Origin of the sequence: Corynebacterium sp. 122RC1 (assembly GCF_024580955.1) — a bacterium.
Taxonomy (GTDB): domain Bacteria; phylum Actinomycetota; class Actinomycetes; order Mycobacteriales; family Mycobacteriaceae; genus Corynebacterium; species Corynebacterium kozikiae.
The window spans coordinates 1-19,787 of the sequence record NZ_JANIKD010000008.1; the positions used below are offsets into that span (position 1 = coordinate 1).

Below are 19,787 nucleotides of genomic sequence, written 5' to 3' on the forward strand. Positions count from 1 at the left end.
ACCCCACCCTCCCCAGCGACGCTCGCTTCCATGAGCAAGTCGCACAAGCCCGAGCGTATGAACGGTGCCCAAGCAGTAGTTCGTTCCCTTGAGCTCCTCGGCGCAGACCTCGTGTTCGGCCTGCCTGGCGGCGCTGTCCTGCCGCTGTATGACGCCCTGTACGCGTCGAAAGAGCTGCGCCACGTCCTGGTGCGCCACGAGCAGGGCGCGGGTCACGCCGCAACCGGCTATGCCCAAGTGACCGGCCGCGTTGGTGTGTGTATCGCCACCTCCGGCCCGGGTGCTACGAACTTGGTGACCCCAATTGCAGATGCCTACCTGGACTCCGTGCCAATGGTTGCGATCACTGGCCAGGTTGGCCGCCAACTGCTGGGAACGGATGCCTTCCAGGAGGCAGATATCCGCGGCATCACCATGCCGGTGACGAAGCACAACTTCATGGTGACCAGCCCGGAGCAGATCCCGCAAGCAATCGCTGAAGCATTCCACCTGGCAATCACTGGCCGCCCTGGCCCAGTTCTGGTGGACATTCCAAAGGATATTCAAGCCTCTGAACTTGATTTCGTGTGGCCCCCGCAGATCAATCTGCCCGGCTACCGCCCAGTGACCACCCCGCACTCCCGCCCGGTGGAGCAGGCCGCAAAGCTGATCTCTGAGGCCAAGCGCCCAGTCCTTTACATCGGCGGCGGCGTGATCAAGGCGGAGGCCTCCGAGGCCCTTAAGGCGTTCGCGGAGCACACCAACATTCCGGTGGTTACCACCTTGATGGCCCTCGGCGCATTCCCGGACTCTCACGAACTCCACATGGGTATGCCAGGCATGCACGGCACCGTCCCTGCCGTTGGTGCGATGCAGCGCTCAGACCTATTGATCGCCATCGGTGCGCGCTTCGACGACCGCGTGACCGGCGATACCCGCACCTTTGCCCCAGACGCCAAGGTGATCCATGCGGACATTGACCCTGCGGAGATCGGCAAGATCCGCCCTGTCGATGTGCCAATCGTGGGCGATGCCCGCGAGGTTTTGGAAGCGCTGCTTGCGACCTTCCAAAATAAAAACATCGCCAAGCCATCCATCAGCGCATGGCTGGACTACCTGCGTGATCTCAAGGAGCGTTTCCCACGCGGTTGGGAGCCTTCTGACGACGGCCTGATTGACCCCCAGGCCGTCATCCGCGCCCTCGCCGAAGAGGTTGGCCCAGACGCGGTGTACTGCGCAGGCGTGGGCCAGCACCAAATGTGGGCGGCGCAGTTCCTGGACTTTGAAAAGCCACGTACCTGGTTGAACTCCGGTGGCCTCGGCACTATGGGCTACTCGATCCCGGCGGCCATGGGTGCGAAGGCCGGCGCCCCAGGCACCGAAGTGTGGGCAATCGACGGCGACGGCTGCTTCCAAATGACCAACCAAGAGCTGGTCACCTGTGCGGTCGAGGGTTTCCCCATCAAGGTGGCGCTCATCAACAACGGCAACCTGGGCATGGTGCGCCAGTGGCAGACCCTGTTCTATGACGGGCACTACTCACACACCAAGCTGCGAGAGCAGACTGAGTACGTTCCAGACTTCGTCGGCCTCGCAGAAGCTCTTGGCTGCGCTGCGTTCCGTGTGACCAAAGAAGAGGACATCGTCCCCACCATCCAGAAGGCGCGAGAGATCAACGACCGCCCAGTGCTGATTGACTTCATCGTGGGCGAGGATGCTCAGGTGTGGCCCATGGTTTCGGCTGGTTCCTCGAACTCTGAAATCCAGTACGCTCGCGGCCTGCGCCCATTTTTCGAGGGGGATGACGAATATCAATCCGCCGCAGTGGACCCTGCCGAAATTGACGAGGCCATTGAAGAAGGCATGCAGCAGCACAACCCTCAGCAGGAAACCGGCAAGTAGAGGAGAAGGAAGAAACGTATGACCAATCAAGAAATTTCTCGCCACATCCTCAGCGTGCTGGTGGAAGACATCGACGGCATCATCTCCCGCGTCTCCGCCATGTTCACCCGCCGCAGCTTCAACCTGGTGTCCCTGGTGTCAGGCAAGACAGAAACTAAGGGAATTAACCGCATCACCATCGTTGTGGATGCGGACGAAGTGAACATCGAGCAGATCACCAAGCAGCTCAACAAGCTCATCCCGGTGCTCAAGGTGGTGCGCCTGGAAGAAGAGAGCACCATTGCCCGCGCATTGATGCTGGTGAAGGTTTCTGCCGATGCCTCCAACCGCCCGCAGGTTGTGGATGCTGCCAACATCTTCCGTGCCCGTGTGGTGGACGTGGCCCCCGACTCCGTAGTGATTGAGGCCACCGGCACCAAGGGCAAGCTCCAGGCACTCCTCGACGTCCTCGAGCCATTCGGCATCCGAGAGCTCATCTCCTCCGGCCAGATCGCACTTAACCGCGGGCCGAAGACCATGGCTCCTGCAACGCTTGCCCCGATGAATAGGTAACGTTAGGCGCTGTTGCAGCAGCTTTCCGACGCCCCCAAGCGCCCCATCCCGCAGGGTTATTGCGGCACGTGCGGTGCGTGGGGCAAGTGGAAATCTGAGACGGCGCCCATACATTTCCCACACTGTGAGACAATTCAGGGCAATTGTCTCATCGTGTGGTATGACTATTGAGAGAACTCCAATCCGAAAGGGAACACACTTCCATGGCTATTGAACTTCTGTATGACGCAGACGCAGACCTCTCCTTGATCCAAGGCAAGAAGGTTGCAGTGCTCGGCTACGGCTCCCAGGGCCACGCTCACGCACAGAACCTGCGCGAGTCCGGCGTTGAGGTTGTAGTTGGCCTTCGCGAAGGCTCCAAGTCTGCTGTAAAGGCAAAGGAAGCTGGCTTCGAGGTCCTCTCCAACTCCGAGGCTGCTGCTTGGGCAGACGTCATCATGATCCTCGTGCCAGACACCACTCAGGCAAAGGTCTACACCGAGGAAATCGAGCCAAACCTTAACGATGGCGATACCCTCCTGTTCGGCCATGGTCTGAACATCCACTTCGAGCTCATCAAGCCAGCCGCAAACATCAACATCGGCATGGTTGCGCCCAAGGGCCCAGGCCACCTGGTGCGTCGTCAGTTCGTGGACGGCAAGGGCGTTCCTGCACTCATCGCAGTCGCTCAGGACCCAAGCGGCAACACCAAGGAACTCTGCCTTTCCTACGCAGCAGCAATCGGTGGGGCACGCGCAGGCGTGATCCCAACCACCTTCGAGGCTGAGACCGTGACCGACCTCTTCGGCGAGCAGGCCGTGCTCTGCGGTGGCACCGAGGAACTGGTAAAGGTTGGCTTCGAGGTGCTGGTTGAGGCTGGCTACGAGCCAGAAATGGCTTACTTCGAGTGCCTGCACGAGCTCAAGCTGATCGTGGACCTCATGTTTGAGGGCGGCATTGCCAACATGAACTACTCCGTGTCTGACACCGCAGAGTTCGGCGGCTACCTCTCCGGCCCTCGTGTGATCGACGCCGACACCAAGAATCGCATGAAGGACATCCTCGCGGACATCCAGGACGGCACCTTCACCAAGCGCCTCGTTGCCAACGTTGAGGGCGGCAACAAGGAGCTCGAGGACCTTCGTGCTTCCTACAACAACCACCAGATCGAGGAAACCGGCAAGAAGCTGCGTGACCTCATGAGCTGGGTCAAGGTTGACGCCCGCGCAGAGACCGCCTAAGCACGAAACCGCTGAGGCACTGCATTTTTAAAAGCACCTGGTGTGAATACCAGGTGCTTTTGCATCTGTCCGCCCGGCCACAACCACAGCTCCTTTCCAATCACCATTGCAATGGTTTAGGGTGAGCGTATGAGCCACGATCACGGCGCGATCCACCACAGCCACAGCCACAGCCACAGCCAACATGGCGACCATAATCATCTTCCTGGCAGCACGAAGGCCTTGTTGTGGGTTCTGCTGTTCACGGCCGCTGTGTTCCTGGTGGAACTCGTGGGTGGTTTTCTTTCCGGCTCGCTGGCCTTGATTTCAGATGCGATGCACATGCTTTCCGATGCCACCGGCCTGATGCTTGCAGCAGTGGCAGCGGTGTTGGCGCTGAGGGGTGCGTCGGCACGCGCAACCTTTGGCTACAAGCGTGTCGAGGTGTTTGCTGCTTTGGTCAACGGAGCGGCGGTGAGTGCGATCGCGGTGGTGATTGTGTGGAAGGCCGTGGTGCGGCTGGGGCAGCCCGGTCAGGTGGATACCACGATGATGCTGGTGGTGGGGTCTATAGGTCTGGTGGCAAACGCCATCGGCGCCGGAATTCTGCATGGGCATCGCGGGGAATCGATGAACGTGGAGGGCGCGTTTCTACATGTGCTCACGGATTTACTGGGCTCAGTGGCCGTGATTGTTGCAGCGGTGATAATGATCACCACGGGTTTCATGCAGGCGGACTCGGTAGCGTCGTTCCTCATCGCCGCCTTGATCCTGCCGCGTTCGCTGAAGCTGTTTGCCCGCGCGGTGAGGGTGCTGCTTGAGCAGGCCCCGGAGGCGGCGGACACCGCAGCCATTCACGCCTCGCTGCTCACAATTCCGCAGGTGACCGCGGTGCATGATTTGCACGTGTGGTCTTTGGACGGCAATGAAATCCTGGCAACCTGTCACCTCGTAGTGGATACACCGCACGCCCACGTGCTCGCCGAATGTGGTGTGCTGGATGCGGCGCAGCAGAGGCTGCAAGAGTTTGGGATTCGTCATTCCACTATTCAGTTGGAAACAACACACCACATGACGCATGAGCAGGTCTGCAACCACGATTCGTGACGCACTAGGATAGGCCGCATGGGTTTTAGCACTCCAAGTTACGATCTGATTGATCTGTTCCATCGCATTGACCGAGGTGATCTGCAACTTCCAGACTTCCAGCGCGACTATCGCTGGAACGTGGACCAGATCCGTAATCTCCTGGTCACGGTGTTGCGCGGTTACCCAATGGGCGCGCTTCTGGCGCTGGATACCCGCAACACGGAAATGCGCTTTCGCCCCCGTCCGCTGCATGGGGCTCCAGACTTGGGGGTGGACCCGGGCCTGCTCCTGCTCGATGGCCAGCAGCGCCTGACCACCCTGTACCAGTGCTTGGAGCATGACGGCCTGGTGTCCACCGTGGACTTCCGCAATAAGCGCGTGCACCGGCGTTTCTATGTGGATCTGGTCAAGGCTGTCTCCGCGGATGTCATGCCCGATGAGGCAGTAATAGCGGTAGACCAAGATGGCGTGGTGCGCTCCCACTTTGCGTCGATCCACGGCCAGCGCATCAGTAGTAGGGAAGACGCGATCGCGGCCGGGGTAGTGCCCGTGTGGTTACTGTTGGCAGATGAGGGCACGGACATGCTCTTTGACCTTGCCAATGGCCTGGAGCCTGCGCAGCAAGAGCAGATTAAGCGTTTCCACAATCAGGTAGTCAAGCCTCTGGTGCGTTATTCGGTGCCAATGACCCGCCTGGACCGGGAAACTGCCCAAGAGGGGATTGGTTCCATCTTTGCTCAAGCCAACTCCAGCGGTCTGCAGATGGACGTGTTTGAGTTGCTGACGGCCCTGTTTGCGGCCCAGGACCCGGACTATGCGCTTCGGAAAGATTGGGAGGAGACGGAAAAGGTCCTGCGCAAATACCCTGCGCTTGACGGCATCGGCCAAACTGAGTTCCTCTCTGCGGTGGCGCTCTATGTGTCTTCCAAGCAGGGTCACGCCTCAGGTCAGCGCGAGTCCATTCTGAAGCTGCGCCTTGAGGATTACATTCCGGCGGCAAAAACCATGCGTGCGGCATTCCATGAGGCGGCCAGCTACATGGCGCATCGCTGCATAATCACTACCTCTCAGGTGCCGTACACGGCACAGTTGGTGCCGCTCGCGGTAATTATTGCGCTGCTCGCGGAGGAACCAGGCACCCTTTCCAAGCGCGAGGCATGGAATCGACTCAACCGCTGGTTCTGGTGCGGCGTGTTCGGCGAGCTCTACGGTTCCCCGGCAGTTGCCATTCGTTCTGGCCTGGACGTGGATGAGGTCACTGCGTGGGTTCGCGCCGCGGAATTGGAGGAGGATGGGGCATCCTCTTGGGATCTCACCCCAAAGTCCGTACGCGACGCCCGCTTTGTGGAGTCCCGCTTGCTCAGTGCCAACTCGGATTCCGGCCTCTACAAGGGCATTTACGCCCTGCTCATGGGCCGCGGCGCCCGCGACTGGCGCACCGGCGTGACCTTCTCTAGGCATACTTTCCACGAGCTTGGCGTGCATTTCCGCGAAGTCTTCCCACCAGCATGGTGCGCAGATCACAATATCGACCCCGTGCTAGCAAACAGCGTGCTCAACCGCACCCCGATGGGCCGGCGCACGCATGTGATGGTGGAGGAGAGTTCGCCCGCGCGCTACCTGTACCGTATCCAATCGAAGTCCCTCATGGACGACGCCGAGTTCGATTCCGTGCTCGAGTCCCACCTGATTGCCCCTGAGCTGGTGCTTTCTGCAAACGCAGCGGAGTTCTTCAAGGACCGCAGGCGCCGCTTCCTCGCCATGATCGAGGAGGCAATGGGCACCGAGGCACTGCGAGACGTCAATGAACGCGACCTCACCGCAGGCGAGGAAGGCCCCTCCGCGTTCGTCGAGGAGCAGTAAGTAGGTAGCAAGGAGCAGCAAGGAGCAACAAGGAGCAGGCGTTCCGACGCCCCCAGGTGCCACATTTCACGGCGCTGCCTGGGGGCGTTGCTGTTCGCTGTGCTGTTGCGCATATAATGCGATTTTTTTGGGCTTATCTATCCATTACTAGGAAATTCGGGTTAGGATATTGCACGTTGCGCGCCGATGAGCTGGTGCGGACCCCATGTGCCGGGGCGTGGTCGTGTCACCGGCAGATGCGGCAATCACGGATCATATCCAGGAGAAAAACGTGAGCCTTTCTGGCCGTCCTGTTGTCCTCATTGCAGACAAGCTTGCACAATCCACCGTAGACGCCCTGGGCGATGCAGTGGAGGTCCGTTGGGTAGATGGACCAAACCGCCCCGAACTGCTCAAGGCAGTAGCAGATGCAGACGCGCTGCTCGTGCGATCTGCAACCACCGTTGATGCGGAAGTTCTTGCCGCAGCACCAAAGTTGAAGATTGTTGGCCGCGCAGGCGTTGGTTTGGATAACGTAGATATCCCAGCAGCAACCGAGCGCGGTGTGATGGTGGCAAACGCCCCAACCTCCAACATCCACTCCGCTTGCGAGCACGCAATCACCCTGCTGCTTTCCACCGCTCGCCAGATCCCTGCGGCAGATAAGACGCTGCGCGATCACGAGTGGAAGCGTTCTTCCTTCAACGGCGTGGAAGTGTTTGGCAAGACCGTGGGCATCGTGGGCTTTGGCCACATTGGGCAGCTCTTCGCGCAGCGCCTGGCCGCCTTTGAAACCACCATCATCGCGTACGATCCCTACGCAAACCCCGCTCGCGCAGCGCAGCTCGGTGTGGAATTGGTAGAGCTGGAAGAGCTGATGGCTCGCGCTGACTTTGTGACCATCCACCTGCCAAAGACCAAAGAAACCGCGGGCATGTTCAACGCTGAGCTGCTCGCAAAGTCCAAGCCAGGCCAGATCATCATCAACGCAGCACGCGGCGGCTTGGTGGATGAGCAGGCACTTGCGGATGCCATCAAGGAAGGCCGCATCCGTGGCGCCGGTTTTGACGTGTTTGAGACCGAGCCTTGCACCGAGTCCCCACTGTTCGAGCTGCCACAGGTTGTGGTGACTCCGCACCTCGGCGCATCCACTGAGGAGGCGCAGGATCGGGCAGGTACCGACGTTGCCGACTCCGTGTTGAAGGCACTGGCTGGGGAGTTCGTGGCGGACGCTGTGAACGTCTCCGGTGGTCGCGTGGGTGAGGAAGTAGCGCTGTGGCTGGATCTTGCCCGCAAGCTCGGCCTGCTCGCCGGCAAGCTGCTTGAGCAAGCCCCAGTGTCCCTGGAAGTGGAGGCTCGCGGTGAGCTTTCCAGCGAGGACGTTGAGGTGCTTGGCCTTTCCGCATTGCGTGGCCTGTTCTCCGGCATCATCGAGGAGCCTGTGACCTTTGTGAATGCACCGCGCATTGCACAGGAGCGTGGCCTGGACCTGAAGGTGACCACCGCTTCGGAGTCCCCTTCACACCGCTCCGCAATCGAGGTTCGTGCGATCGCTGCCGACGGCAGCTCTGAGTCCGTGGTGGGTACGCTTTCCGGTCTTGAGCGCCTGGAGAAGATCGTGCGCATCAACGGCCGCGGCCTGGATCTGCGTGCCACCGGCCGCAACCTCTTCTTCAACTACGCCGATGCGCCCGGCGCACTGGGCAAGGTGGGCTCCGCATTGGGTGCAGAAAACATCAACATTGTTGCTGCCGCCCTCACCCAGGAATCCGATGGCCCAGGTGCAGTGCTCATCTTGCGCGTGGAGCAGGAAGTCTCCGAGGAGCTGCTCGCAGCAATTGCCAAGGATCTTGACGCCGAGGCTTTCCAGCTTGAGCTGGACTAGTCAAAGCCAACATTCCTGAACAGCGCGGGCGCCACCATTACAGGGTTGGCGCCCGCGCTTTCGCGTACCATGCCCGGAAGTTCGGGCCGGTGGGTGTGTTAAAATCCGCTGGGTACACAGGGTCCCGGCATCCACTGCGACCTGTGGAAAAGACAGCTAAAGACAGCTAAAGGAGCGGCAACGCTCAATGGAAGGAAGCTTGCATGAAACTGGCAGTGATCGGTGGAGATGGCATTGGCCCAGAGGTTACCGCAGAGGCGTTGAAGGTCTTGCGCGCAGTTCGCGATGACATTGAGACTACGGAATATGACCTCGGCGCACGTCGGTACCTGCGCAACGGTGAGCTGCTGACCGACGCCGACCTTGCCTCCCTGCGTGAGCACGACGCGATCCTGCTCGGCGCGATCGGTGCCCCCGGCGAGGTGCCTCCAGGGGTGCTGGAGCGCGGATTGCTGCTGAAGATGCGTTTTGCCCTGGACCACCATGTGAACCTGCGCCCTTCCAAGTTGTACCCAACTGCAACCTCGCCGCTGAGCGAGCCCGGCGAAATCGACTTCGTGGTGGTTCGTGAGGGCACTGAGGGCCTGTACGCAGGCGTGGGCGGTGTGCTGCGCGAGGGCACCGAGCATGAGGTGGCCTCTGAGGTTTCCCAAAACACTCGTTACGGCGTGGAGCGAGTAGTGCGAGACGCCTTCGCCCGGGCCCAAAAGCGCCGCAAGAAGCTCACCCTGGTCCACAAGACAAACGTGCTGGTGTTTGCAGGCTCCCTGTGGCAGCGCACCGTTGATGAGGTGGCCAAGGAGTACCCAGAGGTCCAGGTGGATTACAACCACATTGACGCCGCAACCATTTACATGGTTACTGACCCTTCTCGTTATGACGTGATCGTGACCGACAACCTCTTCGGTGACATCATCACTGACCTCGCCGGTGCCGTTACCGGAGGCATTGGCCTGGCTGCCTCGGGCAACATCGATGCCACCGGTACCAACCCATCCATGTTCGAGCCAGTGCACGGCTCCGCGCCAGACATCGCTGGTCAGGGCATCGCCGATCCAACGGCCGCTATCCTTTCTGCTGCAATGATGCTGCGCCACCTCGGCGATGAGGACAACGCCGCACGCATTGAGGCTGCGGTCGAGGCAGACGTTGCAGCCCGCACCAGCACCAAGGTGGTGACCACCGAGGTGGGCGATAGGATCGCCGCCGCCCTCAAGGGCTAATACCGCGGCGGTGACTTGGCGCGGGTCGCGGAGGGGGCGTTGGCGCAAAGAGGGTGCACCTGCTCACATTGAGGAGCAGTTTGTGCCCCGCGTCAATCCTGTGCCAAGTACTATGCCCCTATGAGTGTTGAGCTTGATGAGGTCCGCGAATTTCTGGCGGCCAACGCCCCGTTTGCCCAGCTTCCCACAGCAGAGCTGCAAGAGCTGCCCGCGAAAATGAAGATGCGCTACGAGCGCAAAGGGGCGGAACTGCTCGCCGTCGGTGAGCCAAATGATGTGTGCTACATCATCCGAGCCGGTGCCGTAGATATTCTGGATGACCAAGGGGTGCTGCTGGATCGCCGTGAAGCGGGGCGGTGCTTCGGCTATTCCACGCTCATGGGGGAAAACGCCTCGCGCTACCAGATGGTCACGGTGGAGGACTCGCTGCTACTCACCCTGCCCCGCGAAGCATTCTTGGAACTCGCCAACAAGTATGATGACCTGGCACGGTTCTTCTCCAGCCAGTCCAAGCGCATGAGCGCGGCAGCGAACCAATTGCGCAACGACTCTGCGTCGGCAATCCTTCGCACCACCTTGGGCAGCTTCATGATTGCCAACCCCGCCACCGTGGCGCCTGATGCAACGATTCAGCAGGCTGCGGCGAAGATGCGCGAGCGCAACGTGTCCTCCCTGCTTATCAGCCACGATGGGGGAGCGGACGGCATTATTACGGACCGAGACATGCGCAACAAGGTAGTTGCCGGCGCGCTCGATGTGACCTTGCCCGTAACGGAAGTGATGACCGCCAACCCGATCACCGCGAGCAAAGGCACCCCAGCGTTTGAGGCGATGCTCAGCATGTCTGAGCTTGGGATCCACCACTTGCCGGTCACTGAGGAAGGCAAGCTGGTAGGTATTGTGACCTCGCCGGACATCATGCGTTTGCTGCAGAATGATCCCATTTACGTCACCGCAGATATGTCCAAGAAGAACTCCCCAGAGGAGCTGCGCGGCGTGTTCCAGTCTGCGGAAAACGTGGCGGTGCGCTTCATCGAACGGGGTGCCAGCGCAGAAGACGTTTCCGGGATGCTCACTGTTGCTGCAGACAACCTGGCCCGCAGGCTGCTTACCCTCGCCGAACGCGAGCTCGGCCCCGCGCCAGTGCCGTACTCCTTTGCAGTGGTAGGGTCCCAGGGCCGGCGTGAGATGGGGCTGGCCAGTGACCAAGACAACTGTCTAGTACTGGACGATAGCTTCAATGAAGCCCAGCACGGCGAGTACTTCCAACGCCTCGGTGAGTACGTGTGTAAGGGTTTGGACCATGCAGGCCAGGTGCTCTGTCCAGGGGACATGATGGCAATGAACCCGGCTTGGCGCATGACCAAGTCCACCTGGATTGACACCTTCCACACGTGGATCACCAATCCAGACCCAGACGCCCTCCTGCACGCTCAAACCTTCTTTGACTTCCGCTCCATCCACGGTGCACATGAACTGGCACGGGAGGTTCACGAGGTTGCCACCCAAATGGCCCATGGTGCAGGCCGCATGCATGCTCATCTGGCAACCCTTGCCGCACGCAGGGAGCCTCCTTTGGGCTTCTTCCGCGGCTTTGTAGTGGAGCGCTCGGGGGAATACGCAAACACGCTGGACGTGAAAAAGGGTGGCATCCACGCCGTGGTGCAGATGGCCCGCCTATTCGCAGTTGCCGATGGCATCAACGCCGTGGGCACCCGGCCACGCTTGCTGGCGGCGGCGGGCGGTGCAGTGAGCACCAAGGGCGCGCAGGATCTGGTGGACGCCTTTGATTTCCTCAATGCCATTGCCCAGAAGAATCAGGCTGACCAGGTACATGCGGGTGAGCACCCGAGCTACCACATTGACCCGCAGAAACTCTCCAAGATGGACCGCGAGCACCTGCGCGACGCCTTCCAGATCATCAAGTCCATGCAAAACGCCCTGGCCACGAAGTACCCGGTGAGGAACATCTGATGCTGGGGTTGTTTGGTGGGCGTTCGCGCAACAGTAAGAAAGCAACCGGGGCGCTGGCCGAGTTTTACCACACCCCGGCACCGGCACCTTCCACGCCACTTTCCGAGCTGCCACTGCTGGCCGTTGACATGGAGACCACGGGGCTCAAGGCGCAGGAGCACCGCATCCTGTCCATCGGATGGGTGCCTATCGACGCCGCCCAGATCACACTCGGCGACGCCGGCTATGCTCTGGTCAAGTCTGCAACTCCCGGACAGAGCGTGGGAGAGTCTGCAACCATTCACTCCATCACAGACACCATGCTGGAGGAGGGGATTGAGGAGAAGGAGGCGGTCGCCAAGCTACTCGACGCACTCAAGGGGCGGGTCCTACTGGCTCACTTCAGCGCCTTGGAAACCAGCTTCCTAGATGCCGCGTGTAGGCGCCACTTCGGTGCGGGTTTAGACGTGGAGGTGGTGGACACCTTCGCGGTGGAGCGCCGCCACATGGAACGCATGGGCACCTACCCCCGCGGTGAAGATCTGCGCCTGCCGAGGGTACGTTCCCGCTACGGGTTGCCCCAGTACGGTTCCCACAACGCATTGGTGGACGCATTAGCCTGCGCGGAGCTGTATTTGGCGCAGGTGGTTGCAGGTACGGGCAAAACGCTGAAGGCAATGCAGGTGTAGCTGGCTGTTCCCTTTAGGGGTAGTGGTGGCAGGGCCGGAGTCCAAACATAGTAGGATGACCGTTATGCGTTTTGGACGAATTGCTACCCCAGAAGGAATGAGTTTCTGCACCGTTGAAGGTGAACAGCCAGAGGTTGTGTTCAAGGAGATTGAGGGCACGCCTTTTACTGCACCGAAGCACACGGGCAAAGAATGGAAGCATGATGAAGTCAAGCTTCTTGCCCCAATGCTGCCAAGCAAGATTGTGGCAATCGGCCGCAATTATGCAGACCACGTTGCGGAAGTTTTCCAAAAGTCTGCGGAGCACTTGCCACCAACGTTGTTCCTGAAGCCACCAACGGCCGTGATCGGCCCAGGTGCGGCTATCAAGATTCCAGAGTTCGCCACCAAGGTGGAATTCGAGGGCGAGCTGGCGCTGGTCATTGCAAAACCTTGCAAGAACGTCAAGGCACAGGACTGGAAGGACGTGGTGCTGGGCTTCACCATCATCAACGACGTCTCCTCCCGCGACCTCCAATTCGCCGACGGCCAGTGGGCCCGCGCCAAGGGCATTGACACCTTCGCACCCCTGGGCCCCTGGATTGAAACGGACCTGGATTCCATCAATACCGAGAACCTGCCAATCAAGGCACACCTCACTCACGAGGGTGTGACGGAGACCAAGCAGGATTCCAACTCCAATCAGATGATCATGAACATCGGTGAAATCATCGAGTTCATCACCGCCTCCATGACCCTGCTGCCTGGCGACGTCATCTGCACCGGCTCCCCAGCCGGCACCGCAGCAATGTTCCCAGGTGACTTCATCGAGATTGAAATCCCGGGCATCGGCAAGCTGGGCAACCCAGTCGAGCGCGCCTAAGCCGGTGTGAAAGAACCCCTCCCAACCCGCAGGAACCGGTAACACCAATACCATGGCACACCACTCCCACGAGGATGCTCAACCTGGCTGGCACACCAACCCGGAGGCGGAAATCTACGATCCAGAGCATGCGCGCTGGTCCGGTAACCCGAACGGCATCCTTACCCAAGTGGTGGAGGAGTTCGGGCTTGACCCTGCCATAACATCCGGCGCGGTGCTCGATCTGGGCGCGGGTGAAGGCGCAGACATGGTGTGGCTGGCGCAGCGTGGTGCCGGCAAAGTGGTGGGGATCGAGCCTTCACCGCACGCGGTCAGGCGTGCGCGGGCGGCCATCCAGGCCGCCGCTGCCGGTGCCGATGCCCATTCCGATACTGGCATTGCGGAGCGCACCGCCATCATCCAGGGCTATGCTCCCGCTGCGCTCACCGAGGCCACCCAACTCCTGCAAGCTGGCGGCGGTTTCCAGCTCGTGAGCGCCATGTTCGCGCCGATCCATGCCGATCCATCCAGCATCGAGCAATTGCTCCAGGCGGTAGCGCGAGGTGGCTATCTCTTGGTGGTGCACCACAGCTTTGCCACCATGGAGCAGCACTCCCACACGCAGCCCGAAGGCTATGTGTGGCCGCTCCAGCTCGCTGAGTACCTGCCCGAGCAGGAGTGGGAGGTACTTTTGGCCGAGGTCCGCCCCAATTCCACTTCCAACCCCAACTCCAAGTCCCCTCATCATGCCGATGATGAGGTCTTGCTCGCCCGCAAGCGTTAGCCGCGCAAGCCCAGCGCGTTCATGATGGTGCGCAGCTTCGCGCTGGTTTCTGCAACCTCTTCCGCGGGATCAGAGTGCGCCACAATGCCGCCGCCCGCCCAAGCCACAGCACTGTGCCCACCGGCGCTGACCTCCGCGCAACGGATAGCAACCATGAACTCGCCGTCACCGGAACTGTCACACCAGCCCACTGCCCCCGCATAGAATCCCCGCGGAGCCTCCGCTTCCTCGATGACGCACCGGGCCGCGTCGGTAGGCGTTCCGCAGATCGCGGGGGTGGGGTGGCAGCGCTGCGCCAAATCAAGTGCCGTGAGTTGCGCGTGTTCGGGTCTGAGTGTGCCGCTGATGGGTGTTGCGAGGTGCCACATCTCGTTGGTGCGGGTGAGCTCGGGGTAGGAGGGGATGGTAAGGCTGGAGCACAGCGGTTGGAGGAGATTGCGCAGGTGTGCGGTCACAAAAGCGTGCTCGGCGAGGTTCTTGGTGCTGCGGCGCAGTTCCTCGGCGTTGATGCGGTCCTGTACTGGGTCGTTTACCCTGGGCAGCGACCCCGCCAGCGGATACGCACTCACCGTGGAGCCCTGTTTTTTCACCAGCACTTCCGGCGAGGACCCCACGAGCCAATGCCCCTGGTACGCGGGGCCCGCGGGGGTGAGGTCGGCGATGAAGCCGTCACGATCAATGGAAAGATCAATCAGCCGCGCCGCAATCAAGCGGGGATCCACCGGCGGATCAAATGCAATCTTCACGCTCCGCGCCAGCACCACCTTCTGCAGCGCGGTCTTCTTAATCGTCGCGACAGCCGCAGCCACCCGCCGCTCATGCTCCTCAAGCGGTGGATCGAGGGCAATTAACGACGCGTGCAGCGCCGCACCCTCCCCATGCCGGTAGTACGCGTGCGGCTCCAGGGGGCCATCCTCCCGGATGATGCGCTCAGGCTCGGTCAGGGCGCAGGGGTGCTCAGGGTTGAAGGGGATCGCACCCACCACCATGTCCGCGCCCTGCGAAAGTGCCTGTTTGGCTGCGGCGATGCTATTGAACGTCCGGCGGGCCCCCTGCGTGCGAACCGATCCATGTGCCCTGGAGAGGAGGAAATCTGGTGCGGTGGCCGGGGCTGAGCTCATAAGGTATCAGCCTAGCAAACGGGCTAAGATGAGAAACCATGTCTGATGTACGCGTTCGATTCTGTCCATCGCCAACCGGAACCCCACACGTGGGAATGGTTCGCACCGCACTGTTCAACTGGGCCTATGCTCGCCATACCGGCGGCAAGCTGGTGTTCCGTATTGAAGATACGGACGCGGCGCGCGATTCAGAAGATTCCTACCAGGCCATCGTGGAGTCCCTGCGCTGGCTGGGACTGGACTGGGATGAGGGCGTAGAAACTGGAGGCCCGCACGAGCCGTACCGCCAGAGCCAGCGCATGGACATTTACGCGGATGTTCTGGAAAAGCTCAAGGCCGCCGGCTGGGTGTACCCTGCTTACTCCACCGCAGATGAGGTGCGCGAGCGCCACATCGCCGCTGGCCGTGACCCGCAGCTTGGCTATGACAACTTTGACCGTGACCTCACCGAGGAGCAAATCGCCGCATTCCTGGCAGAAGGCCGCGAGCCCGTCTGGCGCTTGCGTATGCCGGATCATGACTGGAAGTGGAATGACCTGGTGCGAGGGGAAATTGAGTTCAAGGCTTCCACGCAGCCGGACTACGTGGTGGCCCGCTCCAACGGCGCGCCACTGTACACCCTGGTGAATCCAGTGGATGACGCCCTCATGGGTATCACCCACGTCCTGCGCGGCGAGGATCTGCTTCCTTCCACTCCGCGTCAGCTCGCGCTGTACGAGGCGTTGAAGGAAATTGGCGTGGCCAAGCAAACCCCAGTGTTCGCTCACCTGCCGTTCGTGATGGGTGAGGGCAACAAGAAACTCTCCAAGCGTGACCCAGAGTCCAACCTGTTCAACCACCGCGATAACGGTATTATCCGCGAGGGCATGCTGAACTACCTGGCGCTTTTGGGATGGTCGCTTTCTGCAGACAAAGATATTTTCAGCGTGGATGAGTTGGTGGCCAACTTCGACGTTGCCGACGTCCTGGGCAACCCCGCGCGCTTTGACCAAAAGAAGCTGGAAGCGATCAACGCCGATCACATTCGCCTGCTCCCGCTCGGCGAGTTCACCGAGCGCCTGCGCACTTACTTGAGCGAGTACACCGAGTTCCCGGCGGACTACCCCGAAGACAAGTTCGCGATTGCTGCCGAGTTGGTGCAGACCCGCATCAAGACCCTGTCTGAGGCGTGGGGGCTGCTGAGTTTCCTGGTGACCGCGGACGACGCCCTGGAACTGGATGAAAAATCCGCCAAGAAGAACCTCAAGGAAACCGCTGTGCAGCCGCTGGAGGAAGGCATTGCTGCGCTCGAAGCGGTTGACGAGTGGAACACCGCCAACATTGAGGCCGCTCTCCAGGGGGCGTTGATTGAAAAGCTTGAGCTCAAGCCACGAGTAGCCTACGGTGCGCTGCGTGTGGGCATTTCCGGCCAGGCAGTATCCCCACCACTGTTCGAATCCATGGAACTTCTGGGCAAGGAATCCACCCTGAACCGCCTGCGCGCTGCGCTTGCTCAGACCCCGTACCAGGCGTAATTCGTGCAGCTTCTCAGGACTCTCCGGGCTGGCGGTATCGCGGTGTTCGCTGCTGCCTGTATGCTCGGCGGCAGCGCGGCCTTTGTGCATTCTGTGCACTCGGTGCACTCTGCGCAGGAGATTAGTGCTGGTTCCGCAGATACATCCGCGCAAGCTGACGTGCCTTCGTATCAAGCCACCGGCGGGAACGGCGAGGGCAGTGAGGGTGATGCGCAAGAAGTGAAACTGCGCCACGCTGCATGGACGGTTGAAACCCGCCCTGGCTCTACTCCGGTTGCCGAGTATCCAGTGCTGCCCGGTACGTCTGCGATGCAGCGCGTGGGGGACAGGGAATACCTCTTGTCCGTCCCCGCGGAGTACACCGGTGAAACTCCAACCCCGGTGCTCATTGTGTTCCACGGGTGGAAGGAAACCGCCCAGAGCATGCTGCAGGGCAACAACCTCATGAGCAATGAGGCAATCGTGATCTTTGCGCAGGGTGTGCAGAACGCCTGGGCAGGCGCGCCCTATTCTGCAACCACCTTTGAGCAAGATGCGCAGTATGTGCAACAGGTGCTCACACAGGTAGGGAAACACTACAACTTGGACCCACAACGCTTCTACGCGGCGGGCTTTAGCAACGGCGGGGCCTTTGCATATTCATTGGCCTGCCACGCCGGTGCGCCCATCAAGGCGGTGGTTTCCGTGGCGGGATCGATGTATCCCGCGATGCACCAAGACTGCGAAGGCGTTGCCGTGCCAACCTTGCTGATGCAAGGTACGAGCGATCCGGTGATCAGCGTGGACGGTGGGCAGCGGCATGGCCAGACGTATGCCAGCGCGTGGACCGTAGCCCAAGAGGCTGCCCAGCGGGCTCAATGCGAACAAAAGGTGGTGGAATCCACCGCAGGGACAATCAGCGCGCCTGCCCTTGCCCGGCAATTTGAAGGCTGCGCGGCACCCGTGCGCTATGTAGAGGTGCAAGGCATGCGGCACTCCTGGAGCCAAGAACAGGGCACCAGTGGCTACATGTGGGATTTCTTCAAGCAGAACACTTAGGCCGAGCCCAAGGCCCAAGGCACAAGGCCCAAGGCGCGGCTGTGGATGGGTCGTGAAGCTGTTGGGGTGTGAAAAGGCGAGTTTTCCTGCAGGTTTGTGCAAGTTACAAAAACGTGGTTATATTAGTTCCCGTTGCACAGCACAGCCGGAACGGCATGCTGGAAACATTGGCCTATGGTGTAATTGGCAACACTACGGTTTCTGGTACCGTCATTCTAGGTTCGAGTCCTGGTAGGCCAGCAGCGAGCATAGCTCGCCAGAATGAAAGTTCTATGCCCCGTTCGTCTAGCGGCCTAGGACGCCGGCCTCTCACGCCGGTAACACGGGTTCAAATCCCGTACGGGGTACAACGCTACGGCTTCAAGTTTCTGATCTACGAATTTCACGAAACGGACAATCGCCGAACGGAGTCCCGATTCTCGTTATTGAGAATCGGGATTTTGCTTTTCTCGCTCGATTCATGGTGCGTAAAAGCCACAGAGAGCGGGTGAAGTTTAGCCTCAATGGGCAGTAGCCCACGACCTGTAGACCACGGCCCGAATGGGCGGTGGTCTTTGCTGGCCTCTAGGCTGCAGCCGGGGGAGCCTGTGGCGCGACGTTGCCAAATGTGTTCCAATCGGAGACTCGCTTACATGGCTGAGTTGGAACCGGATCACTGGGATTCGTTTTCAAGTCGAGAACGACTCGGTGAAGGAACTTTTGAATCAGGTGAATGTTGACACCTACGATGCCGAGAGCAGTTACAAGGGTCGCGTTCGCGAATCCACGTACGAGACGGCGAGTCTTGTCGCCCAATCCCATGTGGCCGTTCTTGAGAAGGGCGTTACGGCTCTGAATCGTGTTTCGTCCACGCCGATAAGTGTCAGCCCATTCTTGCGTTCCCTAAAAAGGTCCCGTCTTAACGTGTTTTGCTGCTGCATCCACAGGGATGCGAATCTGCGTCTGCTTGAAGACGGCACTGTTTCGGTCTTCTTTAGTCAAGTCACGAGCGAACACCTTACGCAGGGTCGCACCTTCTAGAGACTTGTCAACACCGATACCGTCAACCTTGAGCTTGGCACGGTTGCCGCGTGCCGGGGAATACAAGTCGATAGAGCCATCCTCGTTTATCTTCTTGACTTGAAGAGCGAATGCTTGGCGGCGCTCGATAATGTCGTAAAGCTCGTCACGATCCATCTCGCCAGCGGCGAATAGGGTACTAGCGTTGCGCCAGTGGGCGGGCATGCCGGGGAAGTACCAGGAGCCGTCAATAAGCTGAGCACCTTGGTAAGTAGCCTACGAAGCCCATCTGACCCTTGACGAGGTCGCCCATGACCTTGTAGCCCGCCTTGCGCAGTGGGATCTGCAGCTTCTCAGCTGTGGTGGCCTTCATCGCCTCCGAGGAGTTTCGATCGATCCGATCCCCATGCCGGTGAATCCGCACATATTCCTCAGGCGTCGGAGTTTGAAGCAGCACCATCAAAAGTATCCCCATCGCAACATGGCGATGAGGATACTCTTCGATTGCAACCAGGGGTGTGGCTCGCTAACAATTTGCTAGCGAGTAGCCCTCGCAAGTGTGCACCTTCATCATTTCTACACAATAGGGAGTTTTCAACAGCGCCCTTAAGTTAAAACGTCCCTCCGATCAGGTCGTCCAGTATGTGCCTTTCCCCCCGGTACCACTTTCTTATTTCCCAGTCTGATTCACCATGGATAATCACGTCAAAACCAATCTCTTGGGGGTGGAGCCGCTCCATCGAATATGCCATATCGGCAGCAAACTCCATTTTCCCCAGCGCCTCCAGGAGCCAGTAATTCAGGAAATGATAGGTGCTGCGGCCCTTCTTCTTGCGAGGTTTTTTCCCCTGCCTGACAGGGTCTCCATATTCGTCAAGGCCTGCACTTTGTGCTCGTGAGATTTCCGACCTGCACTTGTCATGATTCACGGCAAGGCGGAAAGGAATGTACCGGTATCGTTGAAAATTATGCGAGTAATGAGAGGCCGCTTCCAACTTCAAGTCATCAAATAACGTCCACCCATTTCTTTGCAACGGTTCTGGAATCTTCCCTGCACACATCTCAGAAACGACTTGAAAAAGAGCTGTATTAAACTCATCCACAGCTTGTTCGGCTCCTCATTGTTCCCTAGTGTCTAAGGCACTTTGCACCTGGGAAGGCAGTTACGATCTTGATG

16 protein-coding genes and 2 tRNA genes are annotated in these 19,787 nt (G+C 59.9%); 15 read left to right on the forward strand and 3 right to left on the reverse strand.

The annotated features are described in order from the left end of the window. The 11 genes from NQ050_RS05340 to NQ050_RS05390 all read left to right on the forward strand — a co-directional run. Positions 1-1,881: acetolactate synthase large subunit (locus tag NQ050_RS05340; RefSeq protein WP_257038263.1), on the forward strand; the 1,881-nt coding region annotated here is incomplete at its 5' end. 18 nt (positions 1,882-1,899) lie between these two features. Next, on the forward strand, positions 1,900-2,433 hold the full coding sequence (gene ilvN, locus NQ050_RS05345) for an acetolactate synthase small subunit (RefSeq protein ID WP_257038264.1): 534 nt from the start codon (positions 1,900-1,902) through the stop codon (positions 2,431-2,433). Positions 2,434-2,636: 203 nt separating this feature from the next. Then, entirely contained in the window at positions 2,637-3,653 is a 1,017-nt protein-coding gene (ilvC, locus tag NQ050_RS05350; protein WP_257038265.1) for a ketol-acid reductoisomerase, read from the forward strand. Between the two features lie 129 nt (positions 3,654-3,782). Continuing rightward, positions 3,783-4,739, forward strand: coding sequence for a cation diffusion facilitator family transporter (locus NQ050_RS05355; protein ID WP_257038266.1), 957 nt, complete (start codon positions 3,783-3,785; stop codon positions 4,737-4,739). Between the two features lie 18 nt (positions 4,740-4,757). Continuing rightward, positions 4,758-6,584: a DUF262 domain-containing protein gene (locus tag NQ050_RS05360; RefSeq protein WP_257038267.1), complete on the forward strand. Its 1,827-nt coding sequence runs from the start codon at positions 4,758-4,760 to the stop codon at positions 6,582-6,584. Between the two features lie 271 nt (positions 6,585-6,855). Continuing rightward, positions 6,856-8,448: a phosphoglycerate dehydrogenase gene (gene serA, locus NQ050_RS05365; protein WP_257038331.1), complete on the forward strand. Its 1,593-nt coding sequence runs from the start codon at positions 6,856-6,858 to the stop codon at positions 8,446-8,448. A gap of 203 nt (positions 8,449-8,651) precedes the next feature. Next, entirely contained in the window at positions 8,652-9,671 is a 1,020-nt protein-coding gene (locus NQ050_RS05370) for a 3-isopropylmalate dehydrogenase (RefSeq protein WP_257038268.1), read from the forward strand. A gap of 120 nt (positions 9,672-9,791) precedes the next feature. Further along, complete coding sequence (locus NQ050_RS05375) at positions 9,792-11,645, forward strand: DUF294 nucleotidyltransferase-like domain-containing protein (RefSeq protein WP_257038269.1); 1,854 nt, start codon at positions 9,792-9,794, stop codon at positions 11,643-11,645. Next, positions 11,645-12,313: an exonuclease domain-containing protein gene (locus NQ050_RS05380; protein ID WP_257038270.1), complete on the forward strand. Its 669-nt coding sequence runs from the start codon at positions 11,645-11,647 to the stop codon at positions 12,311-12,313. Before NQ050_RS05375 ends, NQ050_RS05380 begins: the two co-directional genes overlap by 1 nt. Before the next feature lie 64 nt (positions 12,314-12,377). Continuing rightward, positions 12,378-13,175, forward strand: coding sequence for a fumarylacetoacetate hydrolase family protein (locus tag NQ050_RS05385; protein ID WP_257038271.1), 798 nt, complete (start codon positions 12,378-12,380; stop codon positions 13,173-13,175). Positions 13,176-13,227: 52 nt separating this feature from the next. Then, complete coding sequence (locus NQ050_RS05390; RefSeq protein ID WP_257038272.1) at positions 13,228-13,938, forward strand: bifunctional 2-polyprenyl-6-hydroxyphenol methylase/3-demethylubiquinol 3-O-methyltransferase UbiG; 711 nt, start codon at positions 13,228-13,230, stop codon at positions 13,936-13,938. Here the strand turns inward: NQ050_RS05390 and NQ050_RS05395 are convergent. Then, complete coding sequence (locus tag NQ050_RS05395; RefSeq protein ID WP_257038273.1) at positions 13,935-15,059, reverse strand: isochorismate synthase MenF; 1,125 nt, start codon at positions 15,057-15,059, stop codon at positions 13,935-13,937. The two genes, NQ050_RS05390 and NQ050_RS05395, sit on opposite strands and share 4 nt — an antisense overlap. Positions 15,060-15,097: 38 nt before the next feature. Here NQ050_RS05395 and gltX point away from each other — a divergent pair, with 38 nt between their 5' ends. From gltX to NQ050_RS05415, 4 genes are all read left to right on the forward strand, one after another. Further along, positions 15,098-16,573 carry a glutamate--tRNA ligase gene (gltX, locus tag NQ050_RS05400; protein WP_257038274.1) on the forward strand — a complete coding sequence of 492 codons (1,476 nt, stop codon included), beginning with the start codon at positions 15,098-15,100 and terminating at the stop codon, positions 16,571-16,573. Positions 16,574-16,576: 3 nt separating this feature from the next. Continuing rightward, complete coding sequence (locus NQ050_RS05405) at positions 16,577-17,611, forward strand: alpha/beta hydrolase-fold protein (RefSeq protein WP_257038275.1); 1,035 nt, start codon at positions 16,577-16,579, stop codon at positions 17,609-17,611. A 168-nt stretch (positions 17,612-17,779) separates the two neighbouring features. Beyond that, a tRNA-Gln gene (locus NQ050_RS05410) sits at positions 17,780-17,851 on the forward strand. 34 nt (positions 17,852-17,885) lie between these two features. Further along, a tRNA-Glu gene (locus tag NQ050_RS05415) sits at positions 17,886-17,958 on the forward strand. 535 nt (positions 17,959-18,493) lie between these two features. Here the strand turns inward: NQ050_RS05415 and NQ050_RS05420 are convergent. Both NQ050_RS05420 and NQ050_RS05425 read right to left on the reverse strand, forming a co-directional pair. Then, a complete protein-coding gene (locus NQ050_RS05420; protein ID WP_257038276.1) occupies positions 18,494-18,787 on the reverse strand; it encodes a hypothetical protein in 294 nt (97 codons plus the stop codon). Positions 18,788-19,221: 434 nt separating this feature from the next. Beyond that, entirely contained in the window at positions 19,222-19,713 is a 492-nt protein-coding gene (locus NQ050_RS05425) for a hypothetical protein (RefSeq protein WP_257038277.1), read from the reverse strand. Positions 19,714-19,787: the final 74 nt, after the last annotated feature.